We start from the raw sequence: 13,123 nt of genomic DNA, 5'->3' as shown, positions 1-13,123 counted from the left end.
GATACCAAAAGAAAAGCCGCCCCGAAGGGCGGCTTTTTCGTTGGCGCGACGTTCAGTTGCCGCGGAACATGTCGAGAATCTTCTGCTTCTCCTGCTCCTGCGTCGGCGCCAGGTTGATGCCCGGCTGTTGCGATTGATCGCCGGCCGGTGCGGAGCCTCCCGGCATCGCATCGCCCAGGCCAACCGAGGCCACGCCCTGGCCGTTGGCGTATTCCTCGTAAGCCCAGTCGCCGGCCATCTGCACGACGCCTTCGGGCGGCTGGCGCTCGGTCTGGGGTTCGCCCTTGAGCGCGTAGCTCATGTAGTTGATCCAGATCGGCAGGGCCAGGCCGCCACCGGTTTCGCGATCCCCCAGGCTGCGCGGGTTGTCGTAGCCCATCCAGGCCACGCCGACCAGCTTGGGCGTGTAGCCGCAAAACCAGGCGTCGAACGAGTCGTTGGTGGTGCCGGTCTTGCCTGCCATGTCGTTGCGGCCCAGCTTGACCTTGGCCTGGTAGCCCGTGCCGTTCGACACCACGCTGCGCAGCAGTGAATCCATGATGAAATCGTTGCGCGGATCGATCACGCGCACGGCGTCCTTGCCGGCGGTCATCGGATGGCTTTGCTGCACGACCGTGCCGCGCGCATCCACCACGCGATCGATGATGTACGGGTTCACGCGGTAGCCGCCGTTGGCGAACACCGAGTAGCCGCTCGCCATCTGCAGCATCGTCACCGAGCCTGCGCCCAGCGCCATCGGCAGATAGGCCGGGTGCCGATCGGCGTCGAAGCCGAAGCGGGTGATGTACTGCTGCGCGTACTGCGTACCAATCGCGCGCAGGATCCGCACCGACACCAGGTTCTTCGACTTTTGCAGCGCGCGGCGCATCGTCATCGGGCCGTCGTAGCCGCCGCCGTAGTTCTTAGGCTCCCACACCTGGCCGCCCGTGTCGCCGGTTGGGATCGAGAGCGGTGCGTCATTGATGACGGTAGACGGCGAGAAACCCTTGTCCACCGCCGCCGAGTAGATGAACGGCTTGAAGCTCGAACCCGGCTGGCGCCACGCCTGCGTGACGTGGTTGAACTTGCTGCGATTGAAATCAAAGCCGCCAACCATGGAGTAGATCGCGCCCGTCTGCGGGTCCAGCGAGATGAAGCCCGACGCCACTTCCGGTAACTGCGTGATGGACCACTTCTGCGTCTTCGTGTCCTCGATCACGCGGATCACCGCACCCGGGCGCAGCTTGATCTTGGGCTGTGCATTGTTCGACAGGGCCGCCTGTGCAAAGCGCAGGCCGTCGCCGGCCAGGTCGATCGTCTCACCGGTCAGCATCGTCGCGCGCACCAGCTTGGGTGACACGCTCACCACCACGGCCGATTGCAGATCGTCGCTGTTCGGGTGCTCGAGCAAGGCGTCGTCGATGGCCTGTTCGCGCTCTTCCGCATCGGAGGGCAGGTCGATGAACGCTTCAGGGCCGCGATAACCGTGACGGCGCTCGTAATCGAGAATGCCGCGACGCACGGATTGATAGGCGACGTCCTGGTCGGCCTTGCGCAGCGTCGTGTAGACGTTCAGGCCGCGCGTATAGGTTTCCTCGCGGTATTGCGCATACATGAGTTGGCGCACCATTTCGGCGACGTATTCGGCGTGCACGTCGAACTCATGACCTTCGCCGCGTACCGGCAATTGCTCGTTGACGGCCTGGGTGTACTGTTCCGGGGTGATGTAGTGCAGGTCGCGCATGCGCTGCAGGATGTACTCCTGACGCACCTTGGCGCGCTTCGGGTTCACCACGGGGTTGTACGCCGATGGCGCCTTGGGCAGGCCCGCCAGCATGGCTGCTTCGGCCAGGGTGATGTCCTTGATGTTCTTGCCGAAGTAGATCTGCTCGGCGCTGGCAAAGCCGTATGCACGCTGGCCCAGGTAGATCTGGTTCATGTACAGCTCAAGGATCTGATCCTTTGTGAGGCTCGCCTCGATCTTGTACGAAAGCAGTATCTCGTAGATCTTGCGCGTGTATGTCTTCTCGCTCGACAGGAAGAAGTTGCGTGCCACCTGCATCGTGATGGTCGACGCGCCTTGCGACAGGCCGCCGTGCAGATTTGCCAGCCCCGCGCGCAGCACGCCAATGAAGTCGACACCGCCGTGCTCGTAGAAGCGGTCATCCTCGATGGCCAGCACCGCGCGCTTCATCACGTCGGGCATCTGCGTAATCGGCACGAAGCTGCGGCGCTCTTCACCGAATTCGCCGATGAGGACGTTGTCGGCGGTGTACACGCGCAGCGGAATCTTCGGGCGGTAATCGGTGATGGCGTCGAGCGACGGCAGGTTGGGCGCGGCGACGAGCAGGGCATAGCCTAGCAGCAGCGCCCCGACGACCCCCATCGCAACGAACAGGCCGAGCATCCAGAGAAGCAGTCGCGCCCACAGCGGGCGGCGGGCTTTGGGCGGCTTGGGCGAAGCTGGGGTGGTTTGGGCAGTAGCCATTACGGGTGGGCACCGGGGGTGTCAGTCAGCGTGGCGGCGATTATATCGTTGGGGCTTCCGCAGTCCGGCCGCATCGGACGTAACAGCACGTAACGAGTGTCACGTCTGCTAACCAGACTGCACTTGTGCGCTGCGTCATGCTCGGTTGGCGCGCTGATTGTGCATCCGGAGTCCCGCGATTCAAGGCGGCTACGAATCCGCCGTTAGAAGTAGGCGGAGCGGAAATCAAGTCAGACGAAAGGGGTATCCCCCGACCGTGGGGTTTTGACAACGCTTTCGGAAGGGCATGGCGCGAAATGCGTCGCGGTCTGCTGGAGCGTTTGCCTGTTCTAAAGGATTTTGTGAGAATCCAGCAGCAAATCTAAGCAGGCTATGGCGCACGTTGGATTTGCGACGGGCGCCAGGGTTCAAAAAACTATAAACGGTGGGGTGTCTCTGTGCGACGGGGTTTGTTGTCCGGCCTGCTGCGCCGCAATATCGTCGGGATAGATATCGGGTCTTCCAGCGTCAAGGTGGTGGAGTTGTCCGCCAACGGCAAGCAGGGGGATTTCCGTCTCGAAAAGTGTGCCAGCGAGCTGATTGAACGCAGTGCCGTCGCTGACGGCAATCTGGTGAATATCGATGCGGTGGGCAATGCGCTCAAGCGCGCCATCGCCAAGGCTGGCATTCGCGGTAAGGAAGCCGTGCTTGCCATTCCTGCAAGCCTGACGGAATCGCAAACCGTCAGCCTGCCCGACAACCTGACCGAAGACGAGCTCTTCGTGCAGGTCGAGAGCGAAGCCAACCGGCTGTTTCCGCCCTCGCAGAACGTCAATTTCGACTATGTCGTGATCGGCCCGTCCGAAACCGAAGGCGGGATCGGCGTGCGCGTGACGGCAACGGTTTCCGAGCGCGTGACCGAGCGCGTGACCGCCGCCGAGATGGCCGGTCTGAAAGCGATCGTCATGGACGTGGAAGAGAACGCCATCCAGCGGGCCATGACGCACATGCTGGCGGTCAAGCCGGACGCCAGCGAAATTGAAACGCGCGACATGCCCGTCGTGGCGATGTTCCACTTGGGTGGTGCGCGCTCGCACGCACTGTTCTACCAAGGCTGGAAGGAGCTGTACGAGCAGCCGATGTCCGGCTCGGGCGACCAGCTCACGCAAAGCATCTCGCGCCTGTTTTCCCTCGACCTGCTCAAGGCCGAGGTAAAGAAGCGCAAGAACACGCTGCCCGACGAATACCGCAGCCAGCTGCTCAAGCCTTCGCTCGAGACGCTGGCCATGGAGGTCGGCCAGGCGATTCAGAATTTCCTGTCGACGTCGAGCGTCGGCCGCGTGGACGAGATCGTGCTCTCGGGCGGTCACGCATCGTTGCTGGGCGTGCAGACCGCCATCCAGCAGCAGACGCAGATCAATACGACGCTGGCGAATCCGTTCGCCAACATGGGCGCGGCCAAGAACGTCAACGCGCGCTATCTGCAGCGCGATCTGCCGGCTTACATCGTCAGCGCGGGCCTTGCCCTGCGCGGGCTGCAATAAGGAGCTGACGATGGCCAATGAAAGCGCGAATGCCGTGAATGCGCTCCCGAACGTCAACCTGCTGCCGTATCACGCAGAGCGACGCGCCGGCAAGCGCAAGAAAGTCTTCATGAGCCTGGGCGGCGCGGCCGTTGCGGGCGCGGTGGTGGTGTTCCTGGGCGGCATGGTGATCGATCACCAGACCGAAGAGGCGCAACGCATCAACGACATCCTCACGCAGAAGAACGCGGAGATGGACAAGCAGATCACCGAGGTCAACACCCTCAAGAAGGACATCGACGACCTGCTGCAGCGTCAGCAAGCGGTGGAAAGCCTGCAGAACCAGCGCAACCGCCCGGTGCAGTTGCTCGAAGAACTGGTGCGCCAGGTGCCGGACGGCATCTATCTCACCTCGCTCAAACAGGATGGCGACCGTTACACCGTCTCGGGGGTGGCGCAGTCCAACGAGCGCGTGTCGGACCTGCTGCGCAACCTGGGTGCGGTGCCCTGGCTCGATCATGCCGAGCTGGGTGAATCGGTGGCCACCACCATGACGAACAACCTGAAGGAACAGCGCCGCCTGTTCAACTTCACGATCCGCTTCCAATGGAAGGCCGAGCCGGCAGCGCCGGCCAAGCCGGGTGCGGCCACGGCGGGGAAATAACCATGGCGCTCTCGACCGAAATTTCGCTGGAAGACCTGGTCAGCCAGTTCCGTGGCCTGAACCTGAATGAGCCGGAAACGTGGCCGATCGCGCCGCGCATCCTGTTCATGACTCTCTCCGCCGTGCTGGTGATCGGCCTGGGTTGGCAGTTCTACTGGAGCGGCAAGTTTGACGAGCGCGACGCCAAGCGCACCGAGCAGGGCAACCTCAAGTCGGCATACCAGAGCAAGCTTGCGCAGGTCGTGAACCTCGAAGCGCTGCGCAAGCAGAAGGCTGAGGTGGAGCAGCGTGTCGCCAAGCTTGAACTGCAACTGCCCAACAAGACCGAGATGGATGCGCTGCTGGCCGACGTCAACCATGCCGGTATTGCGCGTGGCCTGACCTTCGACCTGTTCCGTCCGTCCGGCGCGGTGATCAAGCCTTACTACGCCGAGATCCCGGTGGCGGTGAAGGTGAATGGCCGCTATCACGACATGGCGCTGTTCGCTGCCGACGTGGCGGCGCTCTCACGCATCGTCACGCTGCAGAACATTTCGCTGACGGGCACCAAGGATGGCGGCATGGTGATGGAAACGCGTGCTGAAGCCTATCGGGCGCTCGACGCCGAGGAGCAGGCCGCGCAGCGCAAGGCGAACGCCGCCGCCAAGGGAGGCGCCAAATGAGGGGCCGCACCATGAGCCGTCGCCGCATGTCGCATGTTCTGCGTCTGTCGCCGCTGTGCCTGGCCGTCGTGCTGACGGCCTGCGGCGCGAGCGAAGACGATGAATTGCAGCAATGGATGCAGCAAGCGCGCCAGAGCGTCAGTACGACCGTGCCGCCGCTGCCCGAGCCCAAGCCTTATGCGCCGCGCGAGTACACGACCACCAAGCAGACTGATCCGTTCAGTGTGCAGAAGGTGGCAGAACTTTCGCGCGCGCAGAACGAATCGCCGGAACCGAATCGCCGTCGCGAGCCGCTGGAAGACTATCCGCTGGAAGCCTTCAAGCTGGTCGGGACGATGAAGCGCAATGGCGAGACGGAAGCCGTCGTGTCTGTCGGGGACAAGACGCAGCATGTGCATGTGGGGCAGTACATCGGACAAAACTATGGTCGCATCGTCCGCATCGGAGACCAGGAACTCACCCTGCGTGAGCTGGTGCGCGAAGGCACGACCGAATGGAAAGAAAAAATGACGACCCTGAAAGTTCAGGAGAGCGCGCAATGACGATGCGTCTTGTGAAGGGCGGCCTGTCGCAGGCAACCCGAGTGGCCCGGGGGGGCGCGGTGGCATGGCTTTCGCTGTGCCTGTTCATGGTGGCCGGTCAGGCGGTCGCTCAGCAGGCAGCGCCTGCGGCGGCCGTCTCCGGCAACACGATTGAAAAGGTAGAGCAGGCCACGGCCGGTGAATCCACCGTGGTGACGGTCACGCTCAAGAGCGCGCCGACCCAGAAGCCGGTGGAGTTCAGCACGCAGCAGCCTGCGCGTATCGCCATCGACTTCTTCGGGGCGACCTTCGCGCAAGGCCGCGCCAATTACCAGTACGGCGGCAAGCTGCTGCGTTCGGCGAACGTCGTGCAGATCGGCGACCGTACCCGCGTCGTGCTCGATCTATCGCGCCAGACGCAGTACAAGTCGGAGGTGCGTGGCAACCAGTACGTACTGACGCTGGAAGCTGCGCCAGTGGCGGCGGCTGTCGCGGCGCCGACATTCTCGGCCCCGGCCCCCGTCGCGGGCGCCGAGCGCCCTGCGGTGCGCAATGTTGATTTCCGCCGCGGCGAGGATCTCGCCGGCCGCGTGGTGGTCGACCTGTCGACTGCCAACTCGGCGATCAACATCGCCCAGCAAGGCCAGAACCTCGTCGTGGACTTCGTCGGTGCGACGCTGCCACAGTCGCTGCGCCGTCGCTATGACGTGAGCGATTTCGGCACGCCGGTGCAGGCCATGCGTGCCACCGACAACGGCACAGGCGCACGCCTGATCATCGAGCCGCGCGGTAACTGGCAATACAGCTCGTACCAGACCGACACGCAGTTCGTGGTGGAGGTGCGTCCGACCAAGGAAGACCCGAACAAGCTGATTTCCGGCCCCGGCTACCGCGGTGAGCGCCTGTCGCTGAACTTCCAGAACATCGATGTGCGTTCTTTGCTGCAAGTCTTCGCCGACTTCACGAACCTCAACATCGTGACCAGCGATAGCGTGACGGGCACCCTTTCGCTGCGCCTGAAAGATGTGCCCTGGGATCAGGCACTGCAGATCGTGCTCGATTCGAAGGGGCTGGCATCGCGTCGCAACGGCAACGTCCTGTGGGTTGCCCCGCGCGGTGAGCTGGCCACGAAGGAAAAGGCCGAGCTTGAGTCGCAGCAGCAAGTGACCGAGCTGGAGCCACTGCGCAGCCAGGTGTTCCGCCTGAACTACCAAAGCGCTGGGGATGTGCGCAACATGCTGCTGGGTGCCGGCGCCGCGGGTGGGGCAGGCGGTGTCGCTGGCGGTGCCGCGACTTCCCGGATCCTGTCCAAGCGCGGCTCGCTCACGGCGGATACGCGTACGAATCAACTGTTCGTCTCCGACATCCCGAGCAAGCTTGAAGAGGTGCAGGCCTTCCTCTTGAAGATCGACATCCCGGTTCGCCAGGTGATGATCGAAGCGCGCATCGTCGAGGCGGACGACACGTTCAGCCGCAACTTGGGTGCGAAGCTGGGCTTCGCGTCGAAGACGAATGGCGCTGGTTACGGCAATACCTACACCAACGTGGTGTCGCCGATTACGCAGGGCGCCACGTGGGACAACAGCCCGGCGATCAGCTTCCCCGCCAACGGCATCAATGGTGTGAACGCGGCCAGCGTGGCCGTGAGCCTGTTCAACGCCGGTGCCGGCCGCTTCCTGGCGCTCGAGTTGTCTGCGCTGGAAGCTGATGGCCGCGGCAAGATCGTCTCCAGCCCGCGCGTGGTCACTGCCGACAACATCAAGGCGCTGATCGAGCAAGGTACTGAGATTCCGTACCAGCAGGCGACGTCTTCCGGTGCGACTTCGGTGTCGTTCAAGAAGGCCAACCTGAAGCTGGAAGTGACGCCGAAGATCACGCCGGACGGCAACATCTTCCTGGATGTCGACGTCAACAAGGACAGCGTGGGTATCCAGACCACCAACGGCTTCGCCATCGACACCAAGCACGTGCAGACGCAGGTGCTGGTCGAGAACGGCGGCACGGTCGTGATCGGCGGTATCTACACGCAGAACGAGCGGACCGACATCAACAAGGTGCCGCTGCTAGGCGACATTCCTGTGCTCGGCAATCTGTTCAAGAGCACGAGCAAGATCAACAACCGCACCGAGCTGCTGGTCTTCCTGACGCCGCGTGTGCTGTCCGATCAACTGTCGCTGAAGTAATCGGCGGCGGTATCGCGATTGGAAAGCCCGGCCTCCTAAATGGAGCGCCGGGCTTTTTTGTGTCCTGCCGCCCGGTTTGTGCAGGATGGTGACCAAATGCCACTACAATCAAGCTCAAATTCCTGATTTCACGCGATTTTGTCTGTTTCGAACGTATTTTTCGTCGGCTTGATGGGCGCGGGCAAGACCACGGTCGGCCGGGCGGTGGCGCGTCGGCTCGATCTGCCGTTCTTTGACTCCGACCATGAGATCGAAGCCCGCTGCGGCGTGCGCGTGCCAATCATCTTCGAGCACGAGGGCGAAGTGGGCTTCCGCGACCGCGAAACCCACATGATCGACGAACTCACCTCGCGCGATGGCGTGGTCGTCGCCACCGGCGGCGGAGCCGTGCTGCGGGCGGAGAACCGCGCGTTCCTGCGTGAACGCGGCACTGTGATCTACCTGCGCGCCAATCCGCATGACCTGTATCTGCGCACGCGTCACGACAAGAACCGGCCGCTGCTGCAGACCGAAAACCCGCGTGCCAAGCTGGAAGAACTGCATGCGGTTCGTGACCCCCTATATCGTGACGTGGCGCACTTCGTCATCGAAACCGGAAAGCCCACCGTCGCCCAGCTTGTTAATATGGTGCTGATGCAACTCGAGGTGGCTGGCATTGTCGTACCGCCCGCAGGCGCCTCCACCTCCTCGCAAGTCTCTCCTCAGTCATGATTACCGTTGATGTTGACCTTGGCGATCGCGCCTATCCGATCCACATTGGCTCGGGGCTGCTGTCCAAGGCCGAGTTGTTCGCCCCCCACATTCGCGGCGCGCGTGCCGTGATCGTCACCAACGAGACTGTTGCGCCGCTGTATGCAGCCAAGGTCGAAGAAGCGATTCGTTCGCTCGGCAAGGCGGTCGACACGGTCGTGCTGCCCGATGGCGAATCGTTCAAGAAGTGGGACACGCTCAACCGCATCTTTGATGCGCTATTGACGGCAGGTGCGGACCGCAAGACCACGCTGATCGCCCTGGGCGGCGGCGTAATCGGCGACATGACCGGCTTTGCCGCTGCCTGCTATATGCGCGGCGTGCCGTTCATCCAGGTGCCGACGACGTTGCTGTCGCAGGTCGATTCTTCGGTGGGCGGCAAGACGGGCATCAACCACCCGCTGGGCAAGAACATGATCGGCGCGTTCCACCAGCCGCAAGCGGTCCTGGCCGATATCGACACGCTGCGCACCTTGCCCGCGCGTGAACTGGCTGCGGGCATGGCCGAGGTCATCAAGCACGGCGCAATTGCCGATGCCGATTACTTCGCCTGGATCGAACAGAACATCAGGGGTCTCAACGATTGCGATACCGACCTGATGACCGAAGCCGTGCGCGGCTCGGTGCGCATCAAGGCGGCTGTCGTGGCGCAGGACGAGCGGGAAACCGGTCTGCGTGCCACCCTCAATTTCGGTCACACCTTTGGCCACGCCATCGAGGCCGGCCTGGGCTACGGCGAATGGCTGCACGGCGAGGCCGTCGGCTGCGGCATGGTGATGGCGGCGGACCTCTCGCATCGCCTTGGTTTTATCGACATCGACACGCGCAACCGCATTACTGCGCTCACGCGTGCGGCTGACCTGCCGACGGTGGCGCCGGCCCTGGGCGTGGATCGGTTCATCGAGCTGATGCGCGTCGACAAGAAAGCTGAGGCTGGCGAGATCAAATTCGTGCTGCTGCGCAAGCTGGGCCAGGCGTTCGTGACCACGGTGCCCGATGCCGACCTGCGCGCCACCTTGCTGCACGCCGTGCTGCGACCACCGACCGAAGCACCCGTCGCCTGATGCGAGACGAGAGGGCCCGATGAACGACCGATTTGATTTGCCGTCCGCGCCGTTCGATCTCGAAGGCCCTCTCGCTCCCTACGCCGCGCATTCGGCGCAGACGCGCGGCCGCGTACACGCCGAGCCGCCATCCACATCGCGCACCGAGTTCCAGCGTGACCGCGATCGCATCATCCACAGCACCGCTTTCCGCCGGCTCGAATACAAGACGCAGGTCTTCGTGAATCACGAGGGCGACCTGTTCCGGACCCGGCTCACGCACAGCCTCGAGGTCGCGCAGATTGCCCGTTCGATTGCGCGCAGCCTGCGCCTGAACGAAGACTTGGTCGAAGCGGTTTCGCTGGCGCACGATCTGGGCCACACGCCGTTCGGTCATGCGGGGCAGGACGCACTCAACGATTGCATGAAGCCATACGGAGGCTTCGAACACAATCTCCAGAGCCTGCTGGTGGTCGATCGGCTGGAAGAGCGCTACGGCGGTTTCGATGGACTGAACCTGACGTTCGAAACGCGCGAGGGTATTCTCAAACATTGCTCGCGCAACAACGCGGCCACGCTCGGTGACTTGGGCCGCCGTTTTCTCGAAGGGCAACAGCCGTCGCTGGAAGCGCAGCTTGCCAATCTCGCCGATGAGGTCGCGTACAACAACCACGATATCGACGATGGCCTGCGTTCCGGCCTGATCACGTTGGAGCAACTCGAAGACGTGTCGCTGTGGGCCATCCATCGGCGCGAAGCCGAGGCGGCGTTCCCGGCCGTCAGTGGCCGGCGGCTCATCAACGAAACCATTCGTCGCATCATCAACGCGCTGATCGTCGATCTGATCGGCACCACGCGTGCCGGCATTGCTGAATTTGCGCCGCAATGTATCGACGATGTGCGTGCCGCGCCAGCGCTCGTCGCGTTCTCTGAGCCGATGCATGAAGAGGCGCGCGTGCTCAAGCGCTTCCTGTTCGATAACCTGTATCGGCACTATCTTGTGATGCGCATGTCCGCCAAAGCGCGCCGCATCATCGACGATCTGTTCCGCGTGTTCATGGACGACCCGCGCTTGCTGCCACCGCAGTACCAGGCGAAATCCAACCCCGACGAGCAGCCGCGCTGGATTGCGCATTACATCGCCGGCATGACGGATCGTTACGCCATCAAGGAGCATCGCCGCATCTTTGCGGTGGATGCGGTTTGAGCGACGGCGGCGCTGTTCGGGCCGCTACTCGCTCGCCTGGCTCCCAAACCATCTGGCAGCTGATCTAAACCAAGCGCCCAAAAAAATGCCCGGCCGCCCCAACGCATGCCGGGCCGAACGCGCCAACCACCGCCGACGAGCGCCCCCGCCGTCGACGGCCCCTGCGGCACGTCGGTAAAAGTCGATCAGGACAGTGTCAGTTCGCTGATCGTCCTCCCTTAAAAGCGATAGCCCAGGCCGACGCCCAGCAGCCACGGGTCAACCTTGACCTTGCTGATGGTCTGGCCGCCCATCTTCACGTCGGCGCTGATCCAGGTCTTCTTCAGGTCGACGTTGAAGTAGAGGCGTTCGGTCAGGCGATAGTCGAAGCCGACCTGCAGCGCGGGGCCGAAGCTGTTCTTGCTGAGGTCCAGCGAACCAACGCCGGGCACCTGGAGATCGACATTCGAGATACGCGTGTAGTTGATGCCTGCGCCCACGTACGGCTTGAAGCGCGACTCGGGCGTGAAGTGATACTGCATCGTCAGGATGGGCGGCAAGTGGCGGAAACTGCCGATCTTGGTCGGGCCGCCCAGCGCGCTTCGCATGACCGTGACGTCCTGTTGTTGCGGGTAAGTCAGGATCAGCTCGGCGGCCAGATGCGGCGTAAAGAAATACGAGATGTCCAGTTCGGGCAGGACCTTGTTGTTGATCTGAATGGCGTCAGCCGGAATGGCCAGTGCAGGCACCGGGTCGGATTTGTTGGCGGCTGTTAGGTTGACGGCGCGCAGACGCACCATCCAATTACCGGAGGCCGGCGGCAAATCCGTGCTCTGCGCAAAGGCGGCCTGGCTGAAACCGGCGGCAAGCATTCCGGCGGCTACAGCTACAACGGCTATGCGGTGAAAAGCCATCAATCGCTCCCTCTCGTGTCGTCTCGTGATGTGATGGGAGCCAGTCTCGCGGGGAAGTCGCTTGGCCGATTTGCTTGGGATCAAGTTCCCCCGTCGTCCATCACGCGTAGGGCCACCGATTTGACGGCACGCAAACTCTGCCGTCGCACCGCCACGGCAATGGGCATGCAAGCGTTTGCCTGTCAAAAATTGGGGACAGGTTCTCGGGCTTCAGGCTACGATGGCGCTTTTTGCCGCCCCGCCTTTTCCATGGCCCGCCTGCCCCGCCTCAGTCCCACCGATGTCTCTGTGCATGTGTTGCAGCGCGGCAACAATCGCCAGACCGTCTTTCGCGGCGACGACGACTACGCGTTCTACCTCGACACGTTGCGCATGGCTGCCCGTGAGCATGACTTCGCCATCCATGGTTTCTCGCTGATGCCGAATCACGTCCATCTGGTCGGAACGCCCAAGGTGGCGGAGAGCCTTTCGCGCACGCTGCAGGCCGTCGGGCGGCGCTATACGCGGTACTTCAACGCAGCGGCTGATCGCAGCGGAACGCTGTGGGAAGGGCGTTTCCGCTCGACCGTACTGGACCCGGCTGAATGGGTGCTGCCGATCCTGTTGTATGTGGAATCCAACGCCGTACGCGCTGGCCTCGTCAGCACGCCAGAAGACGACCGTTGGAGCACATATCGTCATCATGTGGGCATCCAATCCATCCCGTGGGTGAGTGATCACTATTGCTATTGGCGTCTTGGTAACACGCCTTTCGAGCGCCAGTCGCGCTACCGAACGTTGTGGCACGAAGGTTTGGGCTCCGATCAGCTCGCGCAGATTCGCCAGCATGTGCACAGCGGCTGGCCGCTCGGCAACGAGGCGTTTCTCGCGACACTTGCGCGCACCGGAGGCCGTCGCGTTGCGCCATTGCCCAAGGGGCGCCCCCCTCGCCAACCCGCTGAAGTGGGAACGGAGGACAGCGCGCGCTCCGAATAGCGGGATGGCGGCGCCGTGATGTGCGAGGCATCGATTCGGACGACTTTGATCTGTCCCTATTAATAAGCCCGCACTGAGACTGTGCATTTATTAATTTACTCCGACCCCATTTAAAAACTTTTGCCTGTTACGGGCCACTCTTTTATATTCGTTTCACCCCGCATTCATGGTGCGGCGCGCCATTGCCTGTCTGCCACCGCATCCGCACCATCGCGAGGGCCTTCTACGGCGCGCTGTACCCACAACATCGGAAGAT

Annotated in this window: 11 protein-coding genes; 9 read left to right on the top strand and 2 right to left on the bottom strand. The window is 62.8% G+C overall.

Annotated features, from left to right (window positions below):
• Positions 1–52: 52 nt before the first annotated feature.
• Complete coding sequence (locus tag CFE42_RS17800) at positions 53–2,467, bottom strand: penicillin-binding protein 1A (protein WP_004634545.1); 2,415 nt, start codon at positions 2,465–2,467, stop codon at positions 53–55.
• A 452-nt stretch (positions 2,468–2,919) separates the two neighbouring features.
• Here CFE42_RS17800 and CFE42_RS17795 point away from each other — a divergent pair, with 452 nt between their 5' ends.
• The 8 genes from CFE42_RS17795 (at position 2,920) to CFE42_RS17760 (ending at position 10,999) form a co-directional block, all read left to right on the top strand.
• On the top strand, positions 2,920–3,990 hold the full coding sequence (locus CFE42_RS17795) for a type IV pilus biogenesis protein PilM (RefSeq protein WP_024542181.1): 1,071 nt from the start codon (positions 2,920–2,922) through the stop codon (positions 3,988–3,990).
• Positions 3,991–4,000: 10 nt separating this feature from the next.
• A complete protein-coding gene (locus CFE42_RS17790) occupies positions 4,001–4,633 on the top strand; it encodes a PilN domain-containing protein (protein ID WP_004634550.1) in 633 nt (210 codons plus the stop codon).
• A gap of 2 nt (positions 4,634–4,635) precedes the next feature.
• Positions 4,636–5,295: a type 4a pilus biogenesis protein PilO gene (locus CFE42_RS17785; RefSeq protein ID WP_004634552.1), complete on the top strand. Its 660-nt coding sequence runs from the start codon at positions 4,636–4,638 to the stop codon at positions 5,293–5,295.
• Positions 5,292–5,837 carry a pilus assembly protein PilP gene (locus CFE42_RS17780; protein ID WP_004634554.1) on the top strand — a complete coding sequence of 182 codons (546 nt, stop codon included), beginning with the start codon at positions 5,292–5,294 and terminating at the stop codon, positions 5,835–5,837. The genes CFE42_RS17785 and CFE42_RS17780 overlap by 4 nt, the downstream gene beginning before the upstream one ends.
• A gap of 2 nt (positions 5,838–5,839) precedes the next feature.
• The gene (pilQ, locus tag CFE42_RS17775) at positions 5,840–7,999 is read left to right on the top strand and encodes a temperature dependent type IV pilus secretin PilQ (RefSeq protein ID WP_280818566.1); all 2,160 of its coding nucleotides are present in this window, start codon (positions 5,840–5,842) and stop codon (positions 7,997–7,999) included.
• A 138-nt stretch (positions 8,000–8,137) separates the two neighbouring features.
• Positions 8,138–8,710: a shikimate kinase gene (locus CFE42_RS17770; protein ID WP_027693053.1), complete on the top strand. Its 573-nt coding sequence runs from the start codon at positions 8,138–8,140 to the stop codon at positions 8,708–8,710.
• Positions 8,707–9,813: a 3-dehydroquinate synthase gene (aroB, locus tag CFE42_RS17765; RefSeq protein ID WP_004634560.1), complete on the top strand. Its 1,107-nt coding sequence runs from the start codon at positions 8,707–8,709 to the stop codon at positions 9,811–9,813. Before CFE42_RS17770 ends, aroB begins: the two co-directional genes overlap by 4 nt.
• Positions 9,814–9,832: 19 nt before the next feature.
• Positions 9,833–10,999, top strand: coding sequence for a deoxyguanosinetriphosphate triphosphohydrolase (locus CFE42_RS17760; protein ID WP_004634562.1), 1,167 nt, complete (start codon positions 9,833–9,835; stop codon positions 10,997–10,999).
• Between the two features lie 218 nt (positions 11,000–11,217).
• Here the strand turns inward: CFE42_RS17760 and CFE42_RS17755 are convergent, their stop codons facing one another.
• Entirely contained in the window at positions 11,218–11,892 is a 675-nt protein-coding gene (locus CFE42_RS17755) for an OmpW family protein (RefSeq protein ID WP_004634563.1), read from the bottom strand.
• Positions 11,893–12,141: 249 nt separating this feature from the next.
• Between CFE42_RS17755 and CFE42_RS17750 the strand changes: the two genes are divergently transcribed.
• On the top strand, positions 12,142–12,867 hold the full coding sequence (locus tag CFE42_RS17750) for a transposase (RefSeq protein WP_004634565.1): 726 nt from the start codon (positions 12,142–12,144) through the stop codon (positions 12,865–12,867).
• The last annotated feature ends 256 nt before the right edge of the window (positions 12,868–13,123 follow it).

This window comes from Ralstonia sp. PBBBR1 (assembly GCF_002256165.1).
In the GTDB taxonomy this organism is placed as follows: domain Bacteria; phylum Pseudomonadota; class Gammaproteobacteria; order Burkholderiales; family Burkholderiaceae; genus Ralstonia; species Ralstonia thomasii.
The sequence above is the reverse complement of the archived record's forward strand: the minus strand, read 5'-3'. Positions and strand labels throughout refer to the sequence as shown.

Coding starts and splice junctions, on each gene's coding strand:
- CFE42_RS17780 (WP_004634554.1), top strand. CDS start 5,292: ATGAGGGGCCGCACCATGAGCCGTCGCCGCATGTCGCATGTTCTGCGT.
- CFE42_RS17785 (WP_004634552.1), top strand. CDS start 4,636: ATGGCGCTCTCGACCGAAATTTCGCTGGAAGACCTGGTCAGCCAGTTC.
- aroB (WP_004634560.1), top strand. CDS start 8,707: ATGATTACCGTTGATGTTGACCTTGGCGATCGCGCCTATCCGATCCAC.
- CFE42_RS17750 (WP_004634565.1), top strand. CDS start 12,142: ATGGCCCGCCTGCCCCGCCTCAGTCCCACCGATGTCTCTGTGCATGTG.
- CFE42_RS17790 (WP_004634550.1), top strand. CDS start 4,001: ATGGCCAATGAAAGCGCGAATGCCGTGAATGCGCTCCCGAACGTCAAC.
- CFE42_RS17800 (WP_004634545.1), bottom strand. CDS start 2,467: ATGGCTACTGCCCAAACCACCCCAGCTTCGCCCAAGCCGCCCAAAGCC.
- CFE42_RS17755 (WP_004634563.1), bottom strand. CDS start 11,892: ATGGCTTTTCACCGCATAGCCGTTGTAGCTGTAGCCGCCGGAATGCTT.
- pilQ (WP_280818566.1), top strand. CDS start 5,840: ATGCGTCTTGTGAAGGGCGGCCTGTCGCAGGCAACCCGAGTGGCCCGG.
- CFE42_RS17760 (WP_004634562.1), top strand. CDS start 9,833: ATGAACGACCGATTTGATTTGCCGTCCGCGCCGTTCGATCTCGAAGGC.